Origin of the sequence: Streptomyces sp. NPDC051243 (assembly GCF_044455405.1) — a bacterium.
Lineage (GTDB): Bacteria > Actinomycetota > Actinomycetes > Streptomycetales > Streptomycetaceae > Streptomyces.
Map to the genome: position 1 here is coordinate 84,585 of NZ_JBITES010000026.1, position 25,709 is coordinate 110,293.

The following is a 25,709-nucleotide window of genomic DNA, read 5'->3' on the forward strand; positions in this document are numbered from 1 at the left end:
GTCCCGTCCTCACGCATGACGTCGGGGCGCGACCGTCCCGTCCTCACGCGGGCGTCGCGACGCCGCGTCCCCCCGCCCGGCGTTACGTCCCTCACGTCACGACGAAACGGTTGCGTTCCGACGCCCCCTGCACCTACGCTCACGTTGCGACGATACGGTCCCGTCCCGACGTAAGAAAACGTGAAGAGGAGCGTAAGGAACCGCCGAACCACACCGGCACCTCGGCGTCCCTCACGCCCACCCCCCGCCCTCCCCCGAACGAAAGCAGCGGATGTGAGCCAGGCCCTCGACGCACCGCCCTCCAGCACCCAGGCCCCGCCCGAAGCCGACCTCGCGGCCCTCGCCGCCCGTCACGGGCTCGCGGTCAGCGGCGCCCGCCCCTCGCTGCCCCAGTACATCCGCCAGCTGTGGGCGCGCCGTCACTTCATCACCGCGTTCGCCACCGCCAAGCTCACGGCGCAGTACAGCCAGGCGAAGCTCGGCCAGGTGTGGCAGGTGCTGACGCCGTTGCTGAACGCGGCGGTGTACTACTTGATCTTCGGCGAGCTGCTGGGCACCAGCCACGGCGTGCCCGACTACATCCCGTTCCTGGTGACGGGCGTGTTCGTGTGGACGTTCACACAGAGCTCGATCATGGCGGGCACCCGCGCGATCTCCGGGAACCTCGGCCTGGTCCGCGCCCTTCACTTCCCGAGGGCCGCGCTGCCGATCTCCTTCGCGCTGCAGCAGCTCCAGCAGCTGCTGTTCTCGATGGCCGCGCTGGTCGTCATCCTGCTCTGCTTCGGCATTCCGGTGGCCGCGTCCTGGGTGCTGGCGATCCCGGCGCTGGTGCTGCAGTTCACGTTCAACGCGGGCGTGGCGATGGTCATGGCACGCATGGGCGCGAAGACGCCGGACATCGCCCAGCTGATGCCGTTCGTGCTGCGCACCTGGATGTACGCGTCGGGCGTGATGTTCAGCATCAGCCACATCACGAGCGGCAAGGACCTGCCGTCCTGGGTGACCGCGGCCCTGCAGGCCAACCCGGCCGCCCTCTACATCGACCTGATGCGCTTCGCGCTGATCGACAGCTTCCACGCGAGCCAGCTCCCGCCGCACGTGTGGGCCATCGCGACGGGATGGGCCCTGCTGGCCGGCGTCGGCGGCTTCATCTACTTCTGGAAGGCTGAGGAGACGTACGGCCGTGGCTGAGAACCTCGACAAGAGCATCCCCACCGTCATCGCCGACGGCGTCGACATCGTCTACCGCGTCAACGGCACGGGCGCCGGCCGCGGCTCCGCGACCGCCGCTCTCAACCGCATCCTGCGCCGCAAGCAGGCCGAGAAGGCGGCTGGCGTGCGCAGGGTGCACGCCGTCAAGAACGTCTCCTTCGTGGCGTACCGGGGCGAGGCCATCGGCCTCATCGGCACCAACGGCTCCGGCAAGTCGACGCTGCTCAAGGCGGTCGCGGGCCTGCTCCCGGTGGAGAACGGCCACATCTACACCGACGGCCAGCCCTCCCTGCTCGGCGTCAACGCGGCCCTCATGAACGACCTCACCGGCGAGCGCAACGTCCACCTCGGCGGCCTCGCCATGGGCATGTCCCGCGAGCAGGTCAAGCAGCGCTACCAGGAGATCGTCGACTTCTCCGGCATCAACGAGAAGGGCGACTTCATCACCCTCCCCATGCGCACGTACTCCTCCGGCATGGCGGCCCGCCTGCGGTTCTCCATCGCCGCCGCGAAGGACCACGACGTGCTGCTGATCGACGAGGCGCTGGCGACAGGTGACCGTTCCTTCCAGAAGCGTTCCGAGGCCCGGATCCGCGAGCTGCGCAAGCACGCGGGCACGGTGTTCCTGGTCAGCCACAACAACAAGTCGATCCGCGACACCTGCGACCGCGTGCTGTGGCTGGAGCGCGGCGAGCTGCGCATGGACGGGCCGACGGACGAGGTGCTGAAGGAGTACGAGGCGTTCACGGGTGACAAGGCGGCCAAGCCGGCCCCTAAGCCCCAGCCGAAGCCCGCGCCCGCTGCCCCGGTTCCCTCGTGAGGCGCATTCCGGCGTCACCCTTTCGCCCCATTAATGCCACTATGACGGAGCAGAGTGCACCGTAGTGACAGCGATGGCGAAGGTGAAGGAGTGTCCCCGCGATGCCCGAACTCAGCGTCATCGTCCACGGGCCGAACACTCAGGACCGCCTGACCGGATTGCTCGCCTCCCTGGCCGCGCACCCCCACCCCGACGTCGAGGTGATCGTGGCCGCGGTCGGCGCATGGGCGCAGGAGACGGCCCGGGTGTACGCCCCCGAGATGCTGGTGCTGCCCCTGCCGGACGGCACGGACGACGCGGCCGCCCGGTCGGCGGGGGCGGCCCGGGCCTCCGGCCGCTGGCTGCACTTCGTGCACGCCAAGGACGGTCTGCCCGCCGGTGCCCCGCGCATGGTGGCCGAGCGTGCCGCGGAGCTGCCGGACGAGGTGGACGTCCTCCTGTTCGACCACGTCCGCGCCACCTGGGACATCTCCGGCCTCCCCGCCGAGGACGGCCCCCTCCTGGCCCGCGCGGGCCGCGCCGCCCACCGCCTGGACGACATCGCCCGCAGCGCGCTCCGCGTCACCCCGCTCCTGGGCAACCGCGCGCTGCGCACCCCCTTCTGGCAGGCGCACATACACCGGCTCACCACCCCCGACGAGCCGTTCGCGGCCTACGCCGCCCTCCTCCTCGCCGACGAGATCGCCGCCCTGAACCAAGTGGCGTACGAGCACTACGAGCTGCGCCCCGAGAGCCTCCCGCCGGTCACTCCAGAGGAGTGCTACTCCCTGATAGACCGCTACGAGACGCTCCTCGACCTCGCCCGGAACCGCCCCGCGTCCCACCCCACCGCCGGTCCCCCGCCGGACGCCGTCCTGTACGACGTCATGGTCCAGGACTGCCTGCGCACCTTCGCCCGCACGGCCATGCCGGACCCGGTCGCCAGGGAGTTCTTCCGCCGAGCCGGCGCAGCGGCCGTCCGTCACCACCCGCCCGGGCACCGTCCGCCCACCGGCCCCGAGGCCATCCGCCGGGCCCTCCTCGAAGAGAATGCCTACACCAGGTATCGCGCGTTCCAGGCGGTCAACCGTGCCCGCCGCGCGACCAAGTCGGCCGTACGAACGCACGGGCGCCGCATCGCCACCGCCCTCGGCGACCACCACTACCGCAAGGCCCTGTCCCGCCCGGTCGACACCGGCCTGGCGGTCTTCGCGGCGTACTGGAACCGCGGGGTCGCCTGCAACCCGGCGGCGATCGCGGCCAAGCTCACCGAACTCGCCCCGCAGATCCACCCGGTGTGGGTGGTGACGCCGGAGAACGCCCCCCTCCTCCCGCCCCACACCGACCACGTCCTCCCCGGCACCCGCCGCTACCGCGAGGTGCTGGCCACGGCGAAGTACCTGGTCAACAACGTCAACTTCGCCAACGCCGTCGTGAAGCGCCCGGAGGCGATCCACCTCCAGACCCACCACGGCACCCCACTCAAGCGCATGGGCCTGGACCAGCTGGAGTTCCCGGCGGCGGCCAAGGGCCTCGACTTCCAGGCCCTGATGTCCCGTATCGACAAGTGGGACTACAGCATCTCGGCGAACAGCCACTCCACCCGTATGTGGGAGCGCGCGTACCCGTCCCGCTTCGTCTCCCTCGACCACGGCTATCCGCGCAACGACGTCTACTACTCGGCGACGGCAGCGGACATCCGGGCGATCCGCGACCGCCTGGGCATCCCCCCGACCCACCGAGCGATCCTCTACGCCCCCACCCACCGCGACTACGAGGCCGGCTGGACCCCGCGCCTGGACCTCGCCACGCTCGCCGACCACCTGGGCGAGGACACGGTCCTCCTCGTCCGCGGCCACTACTTCTACGACGGGACGCCGTCCCCCCTGACGGCCCTGCGCCGCACCGGCAGGATCATCGACGTCTCGTCGTACGAGCCCGTCGAGGACCTCTGCCTGGCCGCGGACGCGCTGGTCACGGACTACTCGTCCATCATGTTCGACTACGCCAACCTCGACCGCCCGATCGTCATCCACGCCGACGACTGGGAGACGTACCGCACCACCCGCGGCGTCTACTTCGACCTGATGTCCGAGCCGCCGGGCCAGGTGGCCCGCACCCAGCGGGAACTGACCGAGATCCTCACCACCGATGCCTGGCACGACGAGGGCGCCACGAAGGCGCGGGCCGCCTTCCGCCGCCGCTTCTGCGAGTACGACGACGGACGCGCCGCCGAACGGGTCGTACGCCGCGTGTTCCTGGGCGAGGACGAGGACGCCCTGCCGCCGGTGATCCCACTGGAGGAACGCACGCCGGCGCCGAGCCCCCGGGAGGCGGTATGACGCCGGACGTGACGGTGACGGTCATCGTCCACAACGACGCCGCACGGCTGCCCAGGGCCGTGGAGTCGGTGCGCCGCCAGACCCACCGCAATATCGAGATCATCATCAGCGACGACCACTCCACGGACGAGACCCCCCAGGTGGCGGGGAGACTGGCGTCCGAGGACCCCCGCATCCTCAACCTCCGCCTGCCGGAGAACAGCGGCGGCTGCAGCGCCCCGCGCAACCGCGCCCTGGAGATCGCCCGAGCCCCGTACGTGATGTTCCTGGACAGCGACGACGAACTCACCGACAACGCGGTGGAGTTGCTCCTGTCGGCCCACCGCGAACGGGAGATCGACTTCGCGATGGGCGCGGTGGTGCGGGTCCGGGAGGACAGCGAACGCCGTACGAAGTGGATGCCGCACCTGGTCGCCGAGCGCCGCACGGTGGTCGGCATCGAGTCCGAGCCCCGGCTGCTCTTCGAGCACCTGTCGACGAGCAAGATGTACGCCCGTGCCTTCCTGGACCGCCACGACCTCCGCTTCCCCGAGGGCGTCCACTACGAGGACCAGCTGTTCACAGCGCAGGCGTACTGTCTGGCCAAGGAGTTCACGATCGTCCCCGAGCCGGTGTACCGCTGGCACATCGCGCCGTACGCGACCCGGGACGCGGCATCGATCTCCAACCAGCGCGACAGACTCGGCAACGTCCGGGACCGCGTCCGGGTCCAGCACCTGATCGACGGTTTCCTCGCCGAGAGCGGGCATGGGGCGCTGCGCGAGGACAAGGACTACAAGTTCCTCAAGCACGACTTCCGGATGTACGCCGGGGACCTGCCGTACCGCGACGACCAGTGGCTGGACTCCTTCGCGGACATCATGGTCCCCTACCTGGAGACCCTGTCCCCGCACGCCTACGCCCGCCTCCCGCGCACGGAACGGGTGGTCCTGCAACTGGTCCGCGAACGCCGCTTCACCGAGGCCCGACTTGCGGCACGGGGCTTGGGCCGTGCCGTGGCACCGAGGCGGGTGAGCCAGGACGCGGAGGGCAACACGTACTGGGGCGACCGCGTCCCGGCGACCGCCTGGTCCCGCCGCGAACTGGACGTCGCCGACCTGGAGTTGGACACCCGCCCGTTCCGAAGCGCCCAGTTCCGCCACGAGATCACGGACCTCACACGAGGTCCCGGCGCCTCGATCGACCTGACGATCCGGACGTACGACCCCGGCCTGCGCCTGCCGGTGGGCCCGCAGCGGGCAAGCCTCCTCCTCACGCCCGGCCGACGCCGCCTCACCATTCCGTTCCGTCTGACGCCCGTCCTCCCCGGCGTCTTCGAGGGCCACGTCCACCTGGACCTGACCACGGCCCCCGTCCCCCACCACGGCTTCGCCGGCACCCGCCACCCCCTCCTCCGCCTCGAACACCAGGGCCTGCGCAACACGGCCGTACTCCTGGCCCCCCTGACCTTCCCCACCCTGACGACCCGCATCAACTACCACTCCGCCACGGCCCCCCACCGAGTGACCGTCGAACCCGAGGGCCGGGGCCCCGGTCGCCTCCAGCTGCGGTGGGAGCCGGTGGGTGTGACGGCGAGGCTGGTGCGACCGGTGGTACGGCGAGTGGCGCGGCCGAGGGTGCGAAGGGCGGCGCGGTTGGTGCGGAGCGCGCTGCGCTGAGGCCAGTGATCGGCGCCGAGCGCGCTGCGCCGGGGCCGGTGATCCGAGCCCATGAGCGGTCCGCTTGCAGATCTCGAACCCCAACCCCGCGCTGCACAGCCTCACTTCATGGGACTCCTCGACAAGCTGACCGGCACACACCGCCCCGACGACGGTGTCGCCCCTCGATCCGCCACCGAAGTCCGCGCGGCCCTGCTCGGCGTCAACCGGCCCGATGCCCCGTACGTCATCCGCGACGGCTCCGCGGAAGACGCCGACCTGGTGGCGGAGTGGCGAATGGCGGAGCCCGCGTGGCAGACGGTCTTCGTCGAGTCCCAGCTGACCCGCGCCGTCCGGATCCGGCTGCGCCTGGTTCCGGACGACCATGAGGTACGGGTCCTCGAGGAATCGTGGGAGGTCACGCGGGTCGGCAGCCCGCCGCAGCTCAAGATCGGGGGGGTCGTACTCGCGCGGGCCGGACAGGACCGTCTCCCGTCACCACACGGTTGAGCGTGGAGAGAGTGGCGGTCTCGAAGAAGGAGATTTTCCGCTTCGACAGCTCGGAGCTGCGCGACCCTCTGCGGAACGCCGTCCTGGAGTCGGGCTGGACGTGGCGCGGAGTGATCTTCGGCAAGCTGTGAGCAGCTCTTTCAGCCGGTCCGGCGTTTGAGGGCGAGGCACCGGCCAGGCTGTGGCCCCTCACCGACGCCGTCGCGAACCTCACCGCACCACCTCATACAGCACCTGCCCACCCGGCCCCCAAGTCACCACCCGCAACCCCGAGTGCCGCTCCCCACCCACCCCCACCCCGGCCCCCCGGTCCACCACCCACCGCACCCGGTACGCCGCCACGATCCCCCGCCGCGCACTCCCGGACGTCCCCGCCGCGAAGTACCGCCGCACATCCGCCGCCCGCCGCCCCTCGTCCGGCAGAAAGAAGTCGGGGTAGCCGGGGGCCACGGTGTAGGCCCCGTACGCCGGAAGCTGCCGAGCCGGAAACGTCCGCGCCATGACCACGTCCCCGTACCGCATCCACGGCGTGACCCACCGGTACCCCACCCAAGGCGCCCGGTACTTCCCCGCGACCACCCCCGGCAGCACACCACGCGGAACGACGTACCCCACGGTCCCGACCTGCGTCCACGCCCCCACGACCAGCGCCCCGGCAAGCACCGCCGCCCCGCCCCCACGCCACCACCGGGCCGCCGCCCCCGCTCCGGTCCCCGTCCCGACCGCCGCCAACGCGGCGGCGACCTGCGCCGGAATCACCACCGCGGGCAACGCCCGCCCCCACGAGTAGTGCCCGCTCAGCCCGCCCGCCCCCACGACCACCACCCCCAGCGCGAAGAACAGCACCAGCGGATCCCACCGGTCCTGCAGCCACCGCACCACCAGCGCCGCCACCCCCGGCAGCACCAGCCAGTACCTCCCCACAAGGTCCCGGTACAGCCCCCGATGCACTGCCTCCAGCTCATCCCCCGCCCCGAACAACGCGAAGAAGTCGTAGTACGGCCACACCCACAGCACCCCCACCGCCACGGCCAGCCCACCCCCCACGCGCAGCCACACCTGCCGCCCCGGCCGCGCGGCGACCACGACAGCCAGCGCCCCCAGGGAGGCCACCACCCCCGAGAACTGATGGCACAGCAGAATCACCGCCCACAGCGCCCCGAGCCCGAGCCACGCCCCCCACCCGCCCAGCGGCCGCGCATGCACCGCCCCCGCCAGCCAGGCCCAGAGGTGAAAGGCCAGCCCCAACGCGAACACACTCGGATACGACACCGTCAGCGCCAGCGAGTTGAGCCCCAGGAACCCGCTCCAGGTGAACAGCGACGTCCCCCACAGGAACACCAGACACAGCACGGCGAGCGCGGGGGCCGCCCGATGCGCGCTGAGCGTCCGCACGTAGCGCCATACGCCCGTGACCAGCAGCCCCAGCCCGACCAGCGCGCCGACCCGCAGCACGACGAAGACCGAGAACCCCGTCACCCGCGCGAGGCACCCCAGCACCAGCATCCACGGCGAGTAGTACGGACTCGGCGTGTCCGCGTCGACCAGTGGGTTGCCGGGATCGACCAGGCTGTGCCGCAGGCGTTGCACGGTCGCCGCGTGCACACCGAGGTCACCGGCCCACGGAAGCCGGGCGATCACGAGGAGGAGCAGCACGACGACCAGGGCGGCGACGACCTGCGGGATGACCGTCGTTCTCCGCAGCGCGGCCCGCAGGATGCTCACCCGAGCACTGTAAGTCCCGTTTTGCCTCAAATGCGCGAGCGCCCCGGGCTCTCACAGCCCGGGGCGCCCTGACTCACATATGACCTATGTGCTCACGGACGGCCTACGTGTGCGTCCGCAGCAGCGTCCGCATCGTGCGCATCGCCACCGACAGGTTGGCCAGGTCGAACGCGTCCGATCCCCGGATCTCGTCCAGCGTCGTACGCGCCCGCCCCAGAATCGCCCCGTTCTTCTGCTCCCACGCCTTGTACCGCTGCTCGGGCGTCGCGGTGCCGTTGCCGGCCGCCAGGACGTCGGAGGTCAGGGCGGCGTGGGCGGCGTAGAGGTCCTCGCGGATGGAGGCGCGGGCCATGGACTGCCAGCGGTCCGCACGCGGCAGCTCGATGATGCGGTCCATGAGCTGGGTGATGTTGAGGCGGTCGGCCAGGTCGTAGTAGACCTCGGCGACGTCCATCGAGTCCTTGCCCATACGGTCCGCCACGGACACGATGTCCAGCGTCGGGAAGGCGGAGGAGAAGCCGGCCACCCGGGTGGCCAGTTCGGCCGGGACGCCCGCGCCGGTCAGCTCCTCGTAGATCTGCTGGTACCACTCCAGATCCGCACCGCGCAGCAGCTTCGGCAACTGCGACCACACCTGCTCGACCCGCTCGGCGAAGAAGTCGATGGTGTCGGCGAGTTCCAGCGGCTGCGGCCGGTTGTTGAGCAGCCAGCGCGTGCCGCGCTCGACGAGGCGGCGCGAGTGCAGCCGGATCCGGGTCTGGACGTCGGCGTCGACCTTGTTGTCGAGCGCCTCGACCGCGTCCCACACCGCCGCCGAGCGGAAGATCGCGCGCGCCACGGTCTGCGCCCGGACGATCTCCTCCAGCGAGGCACCGGTCTCCTCGCGCAGCCGGTGCAGATACGTCGTACCGCCCGTGTTGACCGTGTCGTTGACCAGCACCGTCGTGGTGATCTCACGGCGCAGCGGGTGGCTGACGAGGTGCTCCGGGAACCGCTCGCGCAGCGCGGTCGGGAAGTACGCGTGCAGCAGGGTGCTCAGGTAGGGGTCGTCCGGCAGCGAGGTGTGCAGCAGTTCCTCGGCGACCGTGATCTTCGTGTACGCCAGCAGGACGGCCGTCTCCGGGCCGGTCAGGCCGTGGCCGGTGCCGAGGCGTTCGCGGATCTGGCGGTCGGTGGGCAGGAACTCCAGCGCCCGGTCCAGGTGGCCCTCCCTGACCAGGTGCTTCATGAAGCGCTGCTGGGCGTGGAGCATGTCCTTGGACTGCGCGAGGGCGTTGGCGATCGCCGTGTTCTGCGCGTAGTTGTTGCGCAGGACCAGACGGCCGACCTCGTCGGTCATCTCGGCGAGCAGCTTGTTGCGCTGCTTGACGGTCATGTCGCCCTCGGAGACCAGACCGTTGAGCAGGATCTTGATGTTCACCTCGTGGTCGGAGGTGTCGACGCCCGCGCTGTTGTCGATGGCATCGGTGTTGATCTTGCCGCCGTGCCGCGCGAACTCGATCCGGCCGAGCTGGGTCAGACCCAGGTTGCCGCCCTCGCCGACGACCTTGACGCGCAGGTCGGCGCCGTCGACGCGGATCGGGTCGTTGGCCTTGTCGCCGACGTCCGCGTTGGACTCGGTCGAGGCCTTCACATACGTACCGATGCCGCCGTTCCACAGCAGGTCCACCGGCGACTGGAGGATGGCCTTCATCAGCTCGGCCGGGGTCATCTTGGAGACCTTGCCCTCGATGCCGAGGGCCTCGCGGATGTGCGCGTTGACCGTGATGGCCTTGGCGCTGCGCGGGAAGATCCCGCCGCCGGCCGACAGCAGTTCGGTGTTGTAGTCCTCCCAGCTGGAGCGGGGCAGCTCGAACAGGCGACGGCGCTCGGCGTACGAGGTGGCCGCGTCCGGGGTCGGGTCGATGAAGATGTGCCGGTGATCGAAAGCGGCGACCAGACGGATGTGCTCGCTGAGCAGCATGCCGTTGCCGAACACGTCACCGGACATGTCGCCGATGCCGACGACCGTGAAGTCCTCGGTCTGCGTGTCCACGCCCAGCTCACGGAAGTGCCGCTTGACGGACTCCCAGGCGCCGCGGGCGGTGATGCCCATGCCCTTGTGGTCGTAGCCCGCGCTGCCGCCGGAGGCGAAGGCGTCGCCGAGCCAGAAGTTGTACTGCTCGGCCACCCCGTTGGCGATGTCGGAGAAGGTCGCGGTGCCCTTGTCGGCGGCGACGACGAGGTAGGTGTCGTCCTCGTCGTGCCGGACGACGTCGGCGGGCGGCACGACCTCGCCCGCGACCATGTTGTCGGTGATGTCGAGCAGGGCCGAGATGAAGGTCTTGTACGACGCCACGCCCTCCGCGAGCCACGCGTCCCGGTCCACACTCGGGTCCGGCAGCTGCTTGGCGACGAACCCGCCCTTGGCGCCGACCGGCACGATGACGGTGTTCTTCACCATCTGCGCCTTCACCAGGCCGAGAATCTCGGTCCGGAAGTCCTCACGCCGGTCGGACCAGCGCAGGCCGCCTCGCGCGACCTTCCCGAAGCGCAGGTGCACGCCCTCGACGCGCGGCGAGTAGACCCAGATCTCGTACGCCGGGCGCGGCGCCGGCAGGTCGGGGATGGCCTGCGGGTCGAACTTCATGGAGACGTAGTCGTGCGGCTTGCCGCCTCCCGCCTCCTGGAAGAAGTTCGTCCGCAGGGTCGCCTTGATCACGGTCAGGAAGGACCGCAGGATCCGGTCCTCGTCGAGCGATGCGACCTGGTCGAGGGCGGCGTCCACCTCTTCGAGGAGGGCGTCGACGATTTCCCGGCCCGCCCGCTGCCGATCCGGCGACATCCGCGCCTCGAACAGGGAGACGAGGAGGCGGGTGGTGTGGACGTTGTTGCGGAGGGTGTCCTCCATGTAGTCCTGCGAGAAGGTGGAGCCCGCCTGCCGCAGGTACTTCGCGTACGCCCGCAGCACCGTCGCCTGCCGCCAGGTCAGCCCGGCGCTCAGCACGAGGGCGTTGAAGCCGTCGTTCTCCGCCTTGCCGGTCCAGGTCGCGGCGAACGCCTCCGAGAAGCGCTCGCGCGCGTCGTCACCGAGGTAGTCGCCGGCGCCGGCCTGGGGCATGCGCAGACCGAAGTCGTAGATCCAGGCGACGCTGCGGTCGGAGCAGCGCAGCTCGTAGGGCCGCTCGTCGACGACCTCCACGCCGAGCCGGTTGAGGACCGGCAGGACGGCGGACAGGGAGATGGCCGCGCCCTTGCGGTAGATCTTGAAGCGGCGCTCCTCCGGGGCGGCGCCGACCGGCTCGTACAGGCTCAGCGAGAAGTTGTTCTCCTCCGTGAGCTGTTCGAGGTGGACGAGGTCGGAGACCGCGGAGCGCGGCTTGTGGTCGGCCTTGTAGCCCTCGGGGAAGGCGCCCGAGTAGCGGCGCAGCAGCTCGGCGGCGCGCTCCTCGCCGAGTTCGGCGTTCAGCGCGTCGGCGAAGCCGTCGGCCCAGGAGCGGGCGGCCTCGACCAGACGCGCCTCGATGCGCTCCTTGTCGCTGTCGCTGAGCTGCGGCAGCTCGGTGCCCTGCGGGACGCGGACGACGAAGTGCAGCCGGGAGAGGATCGACTCCGTGTTCCAGGCGGTGAAGTCGACGCTGGTGCCGCCGAGCTCCTCCTTCAGGATGTCGATGATCCGCAGGCGCACGCCGGTGGTGTAGCGGTCGCGCGGGAGATAGACGAGCGCGGAGTAGTAGCGGCCGTACTCGTCCTGGCGGAGGTAGAGGCGCAGACGGCGCCGTTCCTGCAGGTAGAGGACCGAGGTGGCGATCTGCTGGAGCTCGGGGACCGGGGTCTGGAAGAGCTCGTCGCGCGGGTACGTCTCCAGGATCTGCAGCAGGTCGCGCCCGTCGTGGCTGTTGGGCGAGAACCCGGCGGCCTGGAGCACCTCGTCCACCTTGCGCCGGATGACGGGGACGCGGCGGACGGACTCGGTGTAGGCGGCGGAGGAGAACAGACCCAGAAAGCGCCGCTCGCCGACGACTTCCCCGTTCTCGTTGAACCTCTTCACGCCGACGTAGTCGAGGTACGACGGCCGGTGCACGGTCGCCCGGCTGTTCGCCTTGGTGAGGATGAGCAGCTTGTGCTCGCGGGCCTTGGCGCGCGCGTCGGCGGGAAGCCGCTCGAAGGACGGGCTGACCGGGTGGCTGTCGGTCTCGGAGTGGTGCGGGTCGGAGCGCAGGATGCCGAGCCCGGTCCCCGGCACGGCGGCCAGCGAGTCGTCGTCGCGCAGCTCGTACTCGCGGTAGCCGAGGAAGGTGAAGTGGTCGTCGGCCAGCCAGCGCAGCAGCTCGCGGGCCTCCTCGAACTCCTGCTCGCGCAGGTCGGAGTGGGGCTCCTGGGACAGCTCGTCGGCCATGCGGACGGCCAGGTCCCGCATCTTGCCCCAGTCCTCGACGGCCTCGCGGACATCGGACAGGACGCGCAGCAGGTCGGCGGTGATCTGCTTCAGGTCGGCGCGGTCGGTCTCGCGGTCGATCTCGACGTGGATCCAGGACTCGGTGTGCGTGTCGTGCGGCAGCTCGCCGGCGGGCGGCGCGGTGAGCACCTCGATGAGCTTGCCGGTGAGGTCACGGCGGACGAAGACCTGCGGGTGGATGACGACGTGGATGCCCCGCCCCTGCCGGGTCAGCTCGTTGGTGACGGAGTCGACCAGGAACGGCATGTCGTCGGTCACGACCTCGACGACGGAGTGGCTGCAGGTCCACCCGTTCTCTTCCACGGTGGGCGTGTGCACCCGCACGTTGGCCGTGCCCTGGGGGCGGTTCTCGGCCAGACGGTAGTGCGAGAAGGCGGCCCCGAAGATGTCGACCGGGTCGCGGTCGGTGAGGTCCTCCGGTGCGGTGTGCAGGTAGTAGCGCTGGAGGAACGCGAGCACGATGTCGTGGTCCGGGGTGCCGGCGGTGCTCTCGTCCGTCGTCCCGGTCGGTAGATACCCCCCGACCGGGCTGTTCTCAGCTACCCGGGCGGCCCTCTCGAGCAGCTCGGCCTTGGCTTCGTCCAGCTTGGTCTGCATTGTCCTCTGGCTCCTGTCGCGCGCCGTTGCGTGACGTAGAAGGAAGTACGGTCTCTTCCCCTCGGGCGTAACGCCGCGACGCGGGGTGTCCGGTCTGCTTCGACGCTATGCCGCGAGGTGAGATGAGCGGGGATATATGAGCCAATTTTGAGCTGCCCACGGGGTGTGACGCTGCTCTCTGCGACGCCCGGGCCCAGGGTGCACTTGGCGTCCCGGGAGCCCTTACGCCCCCCTCCCGCCCGCGAAGACCAGCGACCGCCGCCCGGTCACGGATGTGGTCCGTGCTCTCCGGGCGCAGGGCAGGGGCTCCAGTGCCCCCGCGAGCTATCGCGCTGATCACGCCACCAAGGCTATCGCTCCTTACAGGGGGGTCGTCATGAGCCGTATGTGTACAAAACCGGGGGTGGAACTTTGACGTTCTGCACAGGGGCAAAGGGGGCGGGCAGGGCGTAACTGGCGGGGTGGGGTGGCGAGGGAGAGGCTGGGAGAAAGTACCGAGCGGACAATCAGGGCAAGGGACGAGGCGGAAGCAGGCCATCCGGAGGCACCCCGTGTCCGAAAACAGCGGTGAACCGGGGCCTCGGCCGATGCGTACGGGGAGGGCGGCGGGGACAACGGACGACTCTGCGGCAGGCGTGGCCCCGTCGCACGCGCGGCCACTCCGGGGAGGCATCCCGTCGTGCCGGACTGCGCAAACGCCCCGCCCCAGCCGCAACGCCGGGCACCCGGCAAACTCCGGCAACCGGAACCCGCCCTCCCGGCATCCCACAACCGCACGCCCCCTTGGCAATCCCCCCACCCCCGGGCAGATTCCCCGGTAGGCCGGCCCCGACGGAGCCGCAGACCACGGCCAAAGAAGAGGAGCGCACCCGACATGACAGCGAAGATCCTCATCGTCACCGGCGACGCCGCGGAGTCCCTGGAGGTCCTCTACCCCTACCAACGCCTCCGCGAAGAGGGCTACGACGTCCACATAGCGGCCCCCGCCCGCAAAAAGCTCCAGTTCGTCGTCCACGACTTCGAACCCGGCTTCGACACCTACACCGAGAAACCCGGCTACACCTGGCCCGCCGACCTCGCCTTCTCCGAGGTCGACCCCGGCGACTACGCCGCCATCGTCATCCCCGGCGGCCGCGCCCCCGAGTACCTCCGCAACGACCCCGAACTCCGCAAGATCCTCAAGTCGTTCTTCGACGCCGACAAACCGGTCGCCCAGATCTGCCACGGCCCCCTGCTCACCGCCGCGACCGACAGCCTCCGCGGCCGCCGCGTCACGGCGTACCCCGCCCTCGAACTGGACATGCAGGCCGCCGGCGCCACCTTCAAGGACGCCGAGGCAGTGGTCGACGGCACCCTGGTCTCCTCCCGCGCCTGGCCGGACCACTCGGCGTGGATGCGGGAGTTCCTGACGGTACTGAGGGCGAAAGCACCGGCGACGTAACCCATCGGCACCACAATCCGCACCACCGATCAGCACCACCGATCAGCACCACGGATCAGCACCACCGGTCGGCACCGCCGCCTCAGCTCCGACGCCGGGCCCAACGAAACTCCGCCCAGCGCCGCAGACCTCCTACGCCGCCAACCTCCTACGCCGCCAACCGCTCCGCCTCCGCGACCGCCTCCCCCAACGTGTCCACCACCGGCACCCCCACTTCCTCGAGACTCGCCCGGCTGTGCGACCCCCCGGTGTAGAGCACGGCCCGCGCCCCCACATGCAGCGCCGCCACCGCATCGTCGGCGGCGTCCCCGATCACCACCGTGCGCGCGGGATCCACGCTCACCAGCGCCTCGACGTGCCGCACCATGTGCTCGGCCTTGCTGCCCCCGGACGGCCCGGTCCGCCCGTCGACGCGTATGAAGTGCTGCTCGATCCCGAACCCGCGTACCAGCGGGACCAGTTCGTCATGCCCGTACATGCTGAGGATCGACTGGCTGCGCCCCGACGACCTCCACTCCACGAGCAGCTCCGCCACGCCCTCGGTGAGCCCGCACCTCACCCGGTGTTCGGCGTAGTACCGGTGGAAGGTCTCGTCCATGACCTCCCACTCGGCCTCGGTCGGCAGCCGCCCCAGCAGCCGCTCGTAGAACTTCGGCACCGGCACGCAGTACAGCGTCCGGTACTGCTCCAAGGTGATCGGTTCCAGCCCCAGTTCGGCGAACGCCGCGTTCGTCGCCCCGATGATCGCGTCAGTGTCATGGAACAGCGTCCCGTTCCAGTCCCAGACGATGTGCGCCCCTACCTGCTTCCCCATGCCAAAAACCGTACCCGCCACCACTGACAATCAAGAGAACACCAGGTCAACGAGCATTCGAGCCCATCCAGCGCCGACGCCCAGCGGCAACGCCCAGCACCAGGGCGCCCTGCGTCCCCGCCGACGCCCGGCACCGAGATCCGCACCGCGCCGAGGCCTCAGTCCCCCAGCCCGACCAGGTTCGGAATCTCCTGAGTGGCGTACCACAGCAGCTCGTGGTCCTCCGCCCCGTCCACCACGAACTGCGCGTCGTCGTCCCCGTCGTCCGCCGCCGCAAGCGCCTCCGCCGCCGCCGAGACGTCGGCCTCCGCATCGCCCGAGTCGACATGCACCGAGGCCGCCTTGGCCAACGGCACACTCCCGGCGATCCGCACCTCGCCCAGCGCGGACGGATCGAGCCCCCGGTCGGGGTCGGCGACGGCCGTCCCGTCGGGCACGTCCACGGCGACCACGACCCGCCGGCGCACCGCCCCGGCGTCCGCCGCCAGCAACCGCAGCGAGGCCAGCGCGGCCCGGTTCAGCGCCGCGTACTCCAGCTCCTCGATGTCGTCGGAGAGGTACCACTCGCGCAACCCGGGCGTGACCGCGTACGCGACGAGCGGCCCGGTCCCCAACTCGCCCGTCTTGTACGCCTCGGTGAGACCGGGGAGGGTCAGGGGGACGTAGACGCGCATGGCTGACCGCTTTCGTACTCGTGAGGCTCCGCAAGGACCCGGAAGGGCGGAACCCGACCTCCCGGAAGGCCTTCAGGATACGTGCGGGTGTCCCCTTTCGAGTCCCCGTCACCGCCTCGCCGGGCGTCCACTCCGGTCCGGAAACTCACCCGGTGCAGCCCCGCCATCACGGCGTTCCACACCTCGCGATCACCCAGATAAGTGAAGTTTCCAGCCGCCCGATCCGGACTCGCACTTCCTTGCCGTCGGCGCCCAGGACCCCGTACAAGATCACCGACCGCGAAGTTACCGCCCGGTATCACCCGGGCCCACCGAACGGGGATCCCATGAACAAGGTCATGACCAGGACCCAGCACCGCCCCGGCGCCCGCCCACCGAGCCGCCGCGACACCCGCCGCCCCGGCAGCACCCCACCCCGCGTCCCGAGCGGCGGCGCGCCCCGCACGGCATCACCCGACGGCCGCCCACCCGGATCCCCGGGCGCGACGGGCCCCAACGCCCACACCGGGCCCAGGGACACCCGTCCACCGTCCACGTCCGCCCCGCGAGCCTGGGCGAGGGTGAGCGCAGGCAGCACCCCGCAAGCGCCGGACCGCGCGACCCACCCCACCCCAGCCGCAGCGCAAGCCACGATGCCTGCCCCGCCGATCGTCCCGCCGCAGTCCCCTCCCGGGCATCTGCCACAGATCCCCCAACCCCGCCCCACGGACGTCTTCGCCGACCGCCTGCTCCTGGTCCTGAGCGGCCAGCGCCCCGTCCACTCGATGCTCCGCCACACCGCGGGCCGTGCCTACGACGAACTCGCCTGGCTCGCTGACCGCAGTCCACTGCGCGCCCGCGGCACCCGCCCCGAGGTCCGCGACATCGGCTACTTCGAACCCCGCCCGGGGGCCATCGAGGCCTTCGCCCGCATCGGCGCCGGCGAGCAGCTGCGCGCCATGGCCTTCCGTCTGGAACGGGGCGGTGACCTCCGCTGGCGCTGCACGGCCGTGGAACTGGGCGGCCCGCGCAGGCCAGGCACAGACGAGGACTGACCACCACACGGCTCATCCACGGCCGAAGGGCCGGGCTCCCAAGGAGACCCGGCCCTTCCGTGCAATCACTACGGCACCTCGAGCACCGTCAACGCGGTCACCGCCTGCCTGGGCGGCGCACGCTCCTCGCGCCGCCCCTGACCGGCGCTACTTCTTGCGGCGCCGGCCGCCACGCGACTGCTTGCGGCGCTCCGCGCGCGTGAGGCCGTCGGCCTCGGACCGCACCGGCTCGTCGCCGTTGTCGAAGTCGCCCTCGACGATGTCGCCCTCACCGTCGACCTTGGGCGCGGTGAAGTGGAGCCGGTCCGGGCGGCGCGGAGCCTCGAGCCCCTTGGCGCGGATCTCGGGGCGCGCGCCCGCCTGCGCCGGCACCGCGTCCTTCTTCTCGAGGTCGGCCACCGGCTTGGCGTCCTCGACCGGGACCTCCTCGACCTGCTGCTCGACCTGGACCTCCAGGTTGAACAGGTAGCCGACGGACTCCTCCTTGATGCCGTCCATCATCGCGGTGAACATGTCGAAGCCCTCGCGCTGGTACTCGACCAGCGGGTCCTTCTGCGCCATCGCGCGCAGGCCGATGCCCTCCTGGAGATAGTCCATCTCGTAGAGGTGCTCACGCCACTTGCGGTCCAGGACCGACAGCACGACCCGGCGCTCCAGCTCGCGCATGATCTCGGAGCCGAGCTGCGCCTCGCGCTGCTCGTACTGCTCGTGGATGTCGTCCTTGATGGACTCCGCGATGAACTCGGCGGTGAGACCGGCCCGGTCGCCGGCCGCCTCCTCCAGCTCCTCGATGGTGACCTTCACCGGGTAGAGCTGCTTGAAGGCGCCCCACAGCCGGTCCAGGTCCCACTCCTCGGCGAAGCCCTCGGCGGTCTCCGCGGAGACATACGCGTCGATCGTGTCGTCCATGAAGTGCTGCACCTGCTCGTGCAGGTCCTCGCCCTCCAGGACGCGGCGCCGCTCGCCGTAGATGACCTCACGCTGGCGGTTGAGGACCTCGTCGTACTTCAGGACGTTCTTACGGGTCTCGAAGTTCTGCTGCTCGACCTGCGACTGGGCGGACGCGATCGCGCGCGTGACCATCTTGTTCTCGATCGGCACGTCGTCGGGGACGTTCGCCATCGACATGACGCGCTCGACCATCTGGGCCTTGAAGAGCCGCATCAGGTCGTCGCCCAGGGACAGGTAGAAGCGGGACTCGCCCGGGTCGCCCTGACGGCCGGAACGACCGCGCAGCTGGTTGTCGATACGCCGCGACTCGTGCCGCTCGGTGCCCAGCACATACAGGCCGCCGAGCGCCTCGACCTCTTCCTTCTCGGCCTTGACGGCCGCCTCGGCCCGCTCCAGGGCGGCGGGCAGGGCGTGGGCCCACTCCTCGATGTGCTCCTCGGGGTCGAGGCCGCGCTGGCGCAGCTCCGCCTCGGCGAGGTCCTCGGGGTTGCCGCCGAGCTTGATGTCGGTACCACGGCCGGCCATGTTGGTCGCCACGGTCACGGCGCCCTTGCGGCCGGCCTGGGCGACGATGATCGCCTCCCGGTCGTGCTGCTTGGCGTTCAGCACCTCGTGCTGGACGCCACGCTTGGACAGCTGCTGCGACAGGTACTCGGACTTCTCGACCGACGTCGTACCGACGAGGATCGGCTGGCCCTTCTCGTGCTTCTCGACGATGTCGTCGACGACCGCCTCGAACTTCGCGACCTCGGTGCGGTAGATCAGGTCCGACTGGTCCTTGCGGATCATCGGCCTGTTCGTCGGGATCGGGACCACGCCGAGCTTGTAGATCTGGTGGAACTCGGCGGCCTCGGTCATCGCCGTACCGGTCATGCCCGACAGGCCGGGCAGTTCCTTGCCGTCGTGGTCGTGGCGCTTGTACAGGCGGAAGAAGTTCTGGAGGGTGATCGTGGCGAGCGTCTGGTTCTCGTCCTTGATCGGCACGGCTTCCTTGGCCTCGATGGCCTGGTGCATGCCCTCGTTGTAGCGGCGGCCGGCGAGGATACGGCCGGTGTGCTCGTCGACGATCATGACCTCGTCGTCGATGACGACGTAGTCCTTGTCCTTCTTGAAGAGCTCCTTGGCCTTGATGGCGTTGTTCAGGTAGCCCACCAGCGGCGTGTTCACCGACTCGTAGAGGTTGTCGATGCCCAGCCAGTCCTCGACCTTGGAGACACCGGACTCGTGGATGGCGACCGTGCGCTTCTTCTCGTCGACGTCGTAGTCGCCGGTCTCCTCCAGGCCCTTGAGCGGGTTGCCGGGCTCGCCGCGCTTGAGGCGCGTGACCAGCTTGGCGAAGTCGCCGTACCACTTGGTGGCCTGGTCGGCCGGGCCGGAGATGATCAGCGGCGTACGGGCCTCGTCGACGAGGATGGAGTCGACCTCGTCGACGATGGCGAAGTTGTGGCCGCGCTGGACGAGTTCGTCCTTGGACCACGCCATGTTGTCGCGCAGGTAGTCGAAGCCGAACTCGTTGTTCGTGCCGTAGGTGATGTCGCACGCGTACTGCTCGCGGCGCTGGGCCGGCGTCATGTTGGCGAGGATGCAGCCGACATTCAGGCCCAGGAACTTGTGGACGCGGCCCATCATCTCGGAGTCGCGCTCGGCCAGGTAGTCGTTGACCGTGATGAGGTGAACGCCTTCTCCGGAAAGGGCGTTCAGATACGCGGGCAGCGTGCCGACCAGGGTCTTGCCCTCACCGGTCTTCATCTCGGCCACGTAGCCGAGGTGGAGGGCAGCGCCACCCATGATCTGGACGTCGTAGTGACGCTGTCCGAGGACGCGCTTGGCGGCCTCGCGAACGGTGGCGAAGGCCTCGGGCAGCAGGTCGTCCAGGCTCTCACCGTCGGCGTAGCGCTGCTTGTACTCATCGGTGAGGGCCCGCAGCTCGGCGTCGGAGAGGTCGACGAAGTCCTCTTCGATGGAGTTGACCTGGTCCGCGATGCGGTGCAGCTTGCGCAGGATCTTGCCTTCGCCTGCACGCATGATCTTCGAGAGGACGGACACGGGGGTTGGTCTCCTTGCCGGTCGGGCCTGGGACGGTCGGTTTCCTTTTGACTTGTCTGAGCAACGGCCATCGTATGCGAGGACCCCGCCACGCCGGGAGCCTGCCGGGGACGCCGACGATCCGCTGCTTCAAATCTCCCTCAAAGGGGACAACGGCCGGGGGTCGCGGATGGTGCCGCGTTCCGCCAACGAATTGCGCGAAACGCGATCAGGCGCTCACCCACCGCATGGTTCACGCGGTGCATGCGGCGCACGGGGAATGGCGTTCGCGGCGGCCCCCGACCAGAATCGGCCGATGGAACCCGTCACGCTCACCACGGACCGCCTCCTCATGCGCACGGTCGGCCCTTCGGACACCGACGCCGTGTACGAGGCCGTCCAGGACCCCGACATCCTGCGCTGGACCACGATCCCCTCCCCCTACCTGTACGAACACGCCCACAGCTTCACGCACAAACTGGCACCGGAGGGCTGGAACAGCGGTTCGATGTTCACGTGGGGCCTCTTCCTCCCCGAAGGGGAGGACCTGGTGGGCATGCTCGGCCTCACGATGCGTTCCATGAGCGATGCCGAGATCGGTTTCTGGGCCACGAAGGAACACCGCGGCAACGGCTACGTCACCCAGGCCGTCCTGGCCGCTTCCCGCTGGGCCTTCGTCCATATGTCGATCGACCGCGTCGAATGGCGCGCGGAGGTAGGCAACGCCCCCTCCCGCGCGGTGGCGGAACGCACCGGCTTCACCATCGAGGGCACCCTCCGCTCCGCCATCGTCCACCAGGGCGTACGCCGGGACTGCTGGGTGGGCTCCCTGCTCCCCTCAGACCTGAGCCTCCCCTCGACGGCCCCGTACCTACCCGCCCCACCACGAGCGCACAGCCCCAACCACCCCTGACCGAGGCGCTTTCCCCCCGTCGGGCAGCGCCCCTTCAGGACGGGACAGGATGGGACGGGTGGGGGCGGCGGGGGCGAAACCCCAAACGCCCACCCCCACCCCTACCGCCCCCTCCCCCAAATCCCCAGCTCATCCCCCATTGTCAGTGCCACCCCCTATCGTCCGACCCATGACGACCCCGCGCCCCATCACCGACCTCTCGGCAGCCGAAGCCCGCCGCATCGCCCTCAAAGCCCAGGGCTTCCTCGGCACCCCCAACCGCAGGTCCGGTGTCCGCGGCATACTCCGTCACCTCGGCGCGATCCAACTCGACACCATCTCTGTCCTGGCCCGCTCCCACGAACTGATCCCGTACGCCCGCCTGGGCGCGGTAGGCCGCAAGACGGTCGAGCAGGCGTACTGGACGACAGCCCCCAAGACTGCGCCTCCCACCCCGCACGCCTTCGAGTACTGGTCCCACGCCGCCTGCATCCTCCCCGTGGAGGAGTGGCCCCACTTCGCCTTCCGCCGCCGCGCCTACCGCAACCGCCCCCACTGGAACCACGAACTTCCCGACGGCGCCTACGACCAGGTGATCAAACAGCTCCGCTCCGACGGCCCCCTCACCGCGACCGAACTGGGCGGCGCGAAGAGGACCAGCGAGTGGTGGGACTGGTCCGGCGCGAAGGTCGCCGTCGAACGCGCCCTCATGTACGGCGAGGTGGTCTGCGTCGAGCGCCGCGGCTGGAAGCGCGTCTACGACCTCGCCGAGCGCGCCATCCCGGCCGCACTGCTGCACGACGAGCTGGACGACACCGAGTGCCTGCGCCGCCTGGTCCGCCTCGCCGGCCAGTCCCTCGGCGTCGGCACCCGAGCGGACATCGCCGACTACCACCGCCTCAAGGGCGACCAGGTGGACGCGGTGATCGCCGACTCGGGCCTGGTCCCGGTGTCCGTGGAGGGCTGGGGCAAGCCGGCCTGGGCCGACCCCGCGGCCCTGGAAACACCCCCGCGCGGCCGCCACCGGACGACGCTCCTGTCCCCGTTCGACTCCCTCATCTGGGAACGCGCGCGCACGGAGCGGATCTTCGGCTTCACCCATCGACTGGAGGCCTACGTCCCCAAGCAGAAGCGGGTCTACGGCTACTTCGCGATGCCCGTCCTGGCCGGCGGCCGGCTCGTCGGCCGCGTGGACCCGGCCCGCGACGGCCGAACCCTGGTCGCCAAGCAGGTCACCCTGGACGGACCCAAGGCGGTCCCCGCGGTCGCCCAGGCCCTGGCCGAGGCGGCGAGCTGGGTGGACTGCACGGACGTAAGGGTGGAGCGGGTGGACGCACCCGACCTGCGCGAGCCGCTCGCCAAGGAACTCACTCGCATCATGGCGTGATCCTCAGTGCCCTCGAAGCAAACCTCTCGGCCCACCCGGTATCAGCGAATCTCGAGGATCTTCTCCCGCATCGCGTACACCACGGCCTCCATCCTGGAGTGCAGCTGCAGCTTCTCCAGGATGTTGCGCACATGGTTCTTCACGGTGTTCTCGGAGATGAACAACTCCTTGGCGATGTCGCGGTTGTTCATCCCGGTGGCGACGAGCTTGAGGACCTCCAGCTCGCGGTCCGTCAGCCGCGGCGCGGGCACGAGGCGCCGCTCGTCCGTGCGCTGGATCATCGACTTGAACTCGGTGAGCAGCTTCGACGCCATGGACGGGCTGATCTGCGACTGCCCGTCCGCCACCGCGCGGATGGCGGTGGCCACCTCGTCCGTGGAGATCTCCTTGAGGAGATAACCGGTCGCGCCGGCCTTGATCGCGTCGTAGAGGTCGGCCTCCTCGTCGCTGATCGTCAGCATGACGATCTTCGCGCTGGGGGCCACCTCCTTGATGGAGGTGCAGGCCTCGATCCCGCCACGCCTGGGCATGCGGACGTCCATCAGGACGATGTCCGGCAGCAGGTCCGCGGCCTTGTCGACGGCCTCCGCGCCGTCGCCCGCCTCCCCCACGACCTGGATGTCCTCCTCGGCCGCGAGCACGATCTCCAGTCCACGGCGGAAGAGGGCATGGTCGTCCACGACGAGGACTCTGATCGGCTCCTTGCGTGGAGAGCCCTCGTTCGGGCCCATGCCAACGACGTCGCCGTCGGCATCCTCGTCCCGCATCGGTCCGAAGCTGTCCGCCATCGTTCCTCCCCCTGAAGGCTGTGGCTGGTCCTGTGCCATCGCCAACCCAAGGCAGCGGCCCACCGGTTGGGCCGGTGCGGCCATGATTTCATGCCCGTCCGACACTACGGTGACGAGCGGGGCGCGAAGTGGTCGCACACCGGTGCCCCTGGGGGCGCACACGCGCTCCAGGGGCACCGGCTCAGCTGTCAGCCGGACGGTCAGCCGCCCAGCGTGCCACCTGCCGCGGGAGCCTGCGCCTGGGTGACCATCGGGTCCGTGCTGAGGTGGATGACGCCGTAGTCGTAGGCATGCCGCCGGTAGACGACACTCGGTTCCTTGGTCTCGGAGTCGACGAACAGGTAGAAGTCGTGCCCGACCAGCTCCATCTCGTAGAGGGCCTGGTCGAGGGTCATCGGGGAGGCGACGTGCGTCTTCTCGCGGACGACGAGGGGGCCTTCGCCCTTCACTTCCAGCGAGCCGATCTTCTTGGTGGGAATGCCGTCCGGTTCTTCCGTCTGGAAGCTGTGGCCGTTCCCGTTGAGCGTCGCCGCGCCCGGAACGTGGTCGGGGACCTCGGCCGCCGTGAGTCGGCGTGCGCCTCGGCGCGAGAAACGCTTGTCGTGCTGCTTGCGCAGCCGGGCATCCAGCTTCTCCGCCGCCAGGTCGAGTGCCGCGTACGGATCGCTGGCCGCTGCCTCCGCCCGGATCACCGGACCGCGGGAGCGGAGCGTGATCTCCACTCGATCACTGCGGTCGGCCTGTCGGGGGTTGGGCTCCTTGGACACCTCGACGTCGAGGCTGATCACCTTGGCGTCGAGCCTCTGGATTTTCTCCAGCTTCAGCTTCTCGGCCACGTGCTTGCGGAACCGCTCGGGCACCTCGGTCTTGCGGCCCTTGACGACGATGTCCACGCAGAACTCCGTTCCCGGATCGCTCCGCTCCATCGGCGGAGCATCTCCCTTTTGCACCAGGCTCCGGTGAACCCCGGAACCTCGGACTCGGTGACGTCCACCTCCTCCTCCCCCATGGGCAAGATCTCCACCCCATGGCCGCGAGTCATTTGTGCAAAACCCGCGGCACGGCATTCGGATATGACGGGGATGGCCTGCGCCTTTCCCGTACAACCGAACATATCTCGCCCGGACGGATGTCGTCACCCTCTACTGAGGCGTACCTCCGTTCAGGTGAATAGGCCCTCTCGTAACCTGCAACGATGCAAGTTCGCGGTCAGTTCCGGTTTATTTCGAAAGAATCCGGTGTCGCAGCGACCACGGCCGCGCAGATCGGGTCGCCGACCTGTCCTGCACCCATGATTCCCGGCATCTCACGCGCTCGCCGCACCACGCCCTCCGTAGATCCAGCTGTCCGTTCCCCTGTGCTTTCCCGACTTCCCGTCGCGTACACAGCGGTTGTGCCGTCGCCACATGCACCGAACTCCTCGGTCACCCATCCATACGCGTCCACCTCCTCAAACGTTCTGCCGTATGCGCTCCCTCCCTCCGCCAGGGCCGCCCGCACGGCACGCGCCGCCTCCGCCAGGGACGCGCCCGTCGTCATCAGGTCGTCGACAAGCACGACGGGCCCACCCGCGAGCAGCCGGCCTCCACCAGGAGCCACCGCCAGCGCGCCCGCGAGATTGTCCAGCCGCTGACGGGAGTTGAGCCCCGACTGATCGGCCACCGCACGCCGCTGCCGCAGCACGGCGAGGACCCGCGCCGGCGTCCCGGCCCGCCGCAGCTCACCCGCGGCCGCGAGCGCGATCCGCCGCGCCGGATCATGCCCCCGTGCCCGCACCGCCCCACGCGCGGACGGAACGGGCACGAGCAGCACAGGCGCAGCAGCCCTCCCGAACCGGCCCACCCGGTCGGCCCGCACCCGAGCGCCCGGGGCCCGCGCAGCCCCCGTGGACCGCACATCCCGCGCATCCCACCCGGCCCGCCCGGTCCACGCTCCCCGCATCGAAGCCCCACAGCCACCCGCACCGGCCTCCCGAAGCCCCGCCCGCACAGCCCCCGCAAGCGCCGTGCCGAGCGGCGCAGCGAGCGCAAGAGCGCCGCGCTCCTTGTGAGCCAGCAGGGCCGCTCGCACCTCGTCCGTGTACCGGGCGGCCGCGTGCACGACCGGCAGCCCGGGCGGCTCCGGCACCGGTCGCACCCGGCTGGGCGCGGCCCCGCTCAGAACGGCACGGCACTCCGGGCAGAGCACCGTGCGAGACCTTCCACAGCCTGCGCACTCGGCCGGCAGCACCAGGTCGGTGAGGTCCTGCCACCACCCCCGCATGCCCACCACTGTGCCAACGCCCGAGCGGACCGGCCACCCCTGTGGATAACTCCCTGTGGAAAACTCCAGCCGCCCCGCAGAGGCCGCTTCGGCCCCACAGTCACGCTGACTGATCCCAGTCCCCGACCACGCCGTATCCCCCACACAGCCACGCCTCACTCCCGCGGAGCTACACAGAACG

General features: G+C 70.0%; 16 protein-coding genes and 1 pseudogene. 9 read left to right on the forward strand and 8 right to left on the reverse strand.

Features of this window, described 5'->3' with window-relative positions; genetic code table 11:
* Positions 1-273: 273 nt before the first annotated feature.
* The 5 genes and pseudogenes from ACIBAG_RS43485 to ACIBAG_RS43505 all read left to right on the forward strand — a co-directional run bounded on the left by ACIBAG_RS43485 (position 274) and on the right by ACIBAG_RS43505 (position 6,631).
* Complete coding sequence (locus ACIBAG_RS43485; protein WP_399113395.1) at positions 274-1,191, forward strand: ABC transporter permease; 918 nt, start codon at positions 274-276, stop codon at positions 1,189-1,191.
* Complete coding sequence (locus tag ACIBAG_RS43490; protein WP_399113397.1) at positions 1,184-2,032, forward strand: ABC transporter ATP-binding protein; 849 nt, start codon at positions 1,184-1,186, stop codon at positions 2,030-2,032. Before ACIBAG_RS43485 ends, ACIBAG_RS43490 begins: the two co-directional genes overlap by 8 nt.
* Positions 2,033-2,133: 101 nt before the next feature.
* On the forward strand, positions 2,134-4,353 hold the full coding sequence (locus ACIBAG_RS43495) for a CDP-glycerol glycerophosphotransferase family protein (RefSeq protein ID WP_399113399.1): 2,220 nt from the start codon (positions 2,134-2,136) through the stop codon (positions 4,351-4,353).
* Entirely contained in the window at positions 4,350-6,011 is a 1,662-nt protein-coding gene (locus tag ACIBAG_RS43500) for a glycosyltransferase family 2 protein (protein WP_399113401.1), read from the forward strand. The genes ACIBAG_RS43495 and ACIBAG_RS43500 overlap by 4 nt, the downstream gene beginning before the upstream one ends.
* A 108-nt stretch (positions 6,012-6,119) precedes the next feature.
* Positions 6,120-6,631 (forward strand): annotated as a pseudogene (locus ACIBAG_RS43505) (hypothetical protein).
* A gap of 79 nt (positions 6,632-6,710) precedes the next feature.
* On the opposite strand, the gene ACIBAG_RS43510 reads toward ACIBAG_RS43505, so the two are convergent.
* A complete protein-coding gene (locus tag ACIBAG_RS43510) occupies positions 6,711-8,225 on the reverse strand; it encodes a hypothetical protein (RefSeq protein ID WP_399113402.1) in 1,515 nt (504 codons plus the stop codon).
* 103 nt (positions 8,226-8,328) lie between these two features.
* Positions 8,329-13,260: an NAD-glutamate dehydrogenase gene (locus ACIBAG_RS43515; protein WP_399113404.1), complete on the reverse strand. Its 4,932-nt coding sequence runs from the start codon at positions 13,258-13,260 to the stop codon at positions 8,329-8,331.
* An 874-nt stretch (positions 13,261-14,134) separates the two neighbouring features.
* Between ACIBAG_RS43515 and ACIBAG_RS43520 the strand changes: the two genes are divergently transcribed.
* Positions 14,135-14,701, forward strand: coding sequence for a DJ-1/PfpI family protein (locus ACIBAG_RS43520; protein ID WP_399113405.1), 567 nt, complete (start codon positions 14,135-14,137; stop codon positions 14,699-14,701).
* 148 nt (positions 14,702-14,849) lie between these two features.
* Here the strand turns inward: ACIBAG_RS43520 and ACIBAG_RS43525 are convergent, their stop codons facing one another.
* Positions 14,850-15,515 (reverse strand): HAD family hydrolase, encoded by a 666-nt coding sequence (locus ACIBAG_RS43525; protein WP_399113406.1) that lies wholly within the window; start codon positions 15,513-15,515, stop codon positions 14,850-14,852.
* Positions 15,516-15,673: 158 nt separating this feature from the next.
* Positions 15,674-16,189: a DUF6912 family protein gene (locus ACIBAG_RS43530; protein ID WP_399113407.1), complete on the reverse strand. Its 516-nt coding sequence runs from the start codon at positions 16,187-16,189 to the stop codon at positions 15,674-15,676.
* Positions 16,190-16,515: 326 nt separating this feature from the next.
* Here ACIBAG_RS43530 and ACIBAG_RS43535 point away from each other — a divergent pair, with 326 nt between their 5' ends.
* Positions 16,516-17,223, forward strand: coding sequence for an Rv3235 family protein (locus ACIBAG_RS43535; RefSeq protein WP_399113408.1), 708 nt, complete (start codon positions 16,516-16,518; stop codon positions 17,221-17,223).
* A gap of 147 nt (positions 17,224-17,370) precedes the next feature.
* Here ACIBAG_RS43535 and secA read toward each other — a convergent pair whose 3' ends face one another.
* The gene (gene secA, locus ACIBAG_RS43540) at positions 17,371-20,220 is read right to left on the reverse strand and encodes a preprotein translocase subunit SecA (RefSeq protein ID WP_399113410.1); all 2,850 of its coding nucleotides are present in this window, start codon (positions 20,218-20,220) and stop codon (positions 17,371-17,373) included.
* A 295-nt stretch (positions 20,221-20,515) separates the two neighbouring features.
* Between secA and ACIBAG_RS43545 the strand changes: the two genes are divergently transcribed.
* Together ACIBAG_RS43545 and ACIBAG_RS43550 are read left to right on the forward strand one after the other, a co-directional pair.
* Entirely contained in the window at positions 20,516-21,112 is a 597-nt protein-coding gene (locus ACIBAG_RS43545) for a GNAT family N-acetyltransferase (protein WP_399113412.1), read from the forward strand.
* A gap of 169 nt (positions 21,113-21,281) precedes the next feature.
* Positions 21,282-22,478, forward strand: coding sequence for a winged helix-turn-helix domain-containing protein (locus ACIBAG_RS43550; protein WP_399113413.1), 1,197 nt, complete (start codon positions 21,282-21,284; stop codon positions 22,476-22,478).
* Positions 22,479-22,519: 41 nt separating this feature from the next.
* Here ACIBAG_RS43550 and ACIBAG_RS43555 read toward each other — a convergent pair whose 3' ends face one another.
* The 3 genes from ACIBAG_RS43555 to ACIBAG_RS43565 form a co-directional block, all read right to left on the reverse strand.
* Positions 22,520-23,266, reverse strand: coding sequence for a response regulator (locus ACIBAG_RS43555; RefSeq protein WP_399113415.1), 747 nt, complete (start codon positions 23,264-23,266; stop codon positions 22,520-22,522).
* Between the two features lie 200 nt (positions 23,267-23,466).
* Positions 23,467-24,159: a ribosome hibernation-promoting factor, HPF/YfiA family gene (gene hpf, locus ACIBAG_RS43560; protein WP_371132030.1), complete on the reverse strand. Its 693-nt coding sequence runs from the start codon at positions 24,157-24,159 to the stop codon at positions 23,467-23,469.
* Positions 24,160-24,475: 316 nt separating this feature from the next.
* The gene (locus ACIBAG_RS43565; protein ID WP_399113416.1) at positions 24,476-25,528 is read right to left on the reverse strand and encodes a ComF family protein; all 1,053 of its coding nucleotides are present in this window, start codon (positions 25,526-25,528) and stop codon (positions 24,476-24,478) included.
* Positions 25,529-25,709 lie beyond the last annotated feature (181 nt).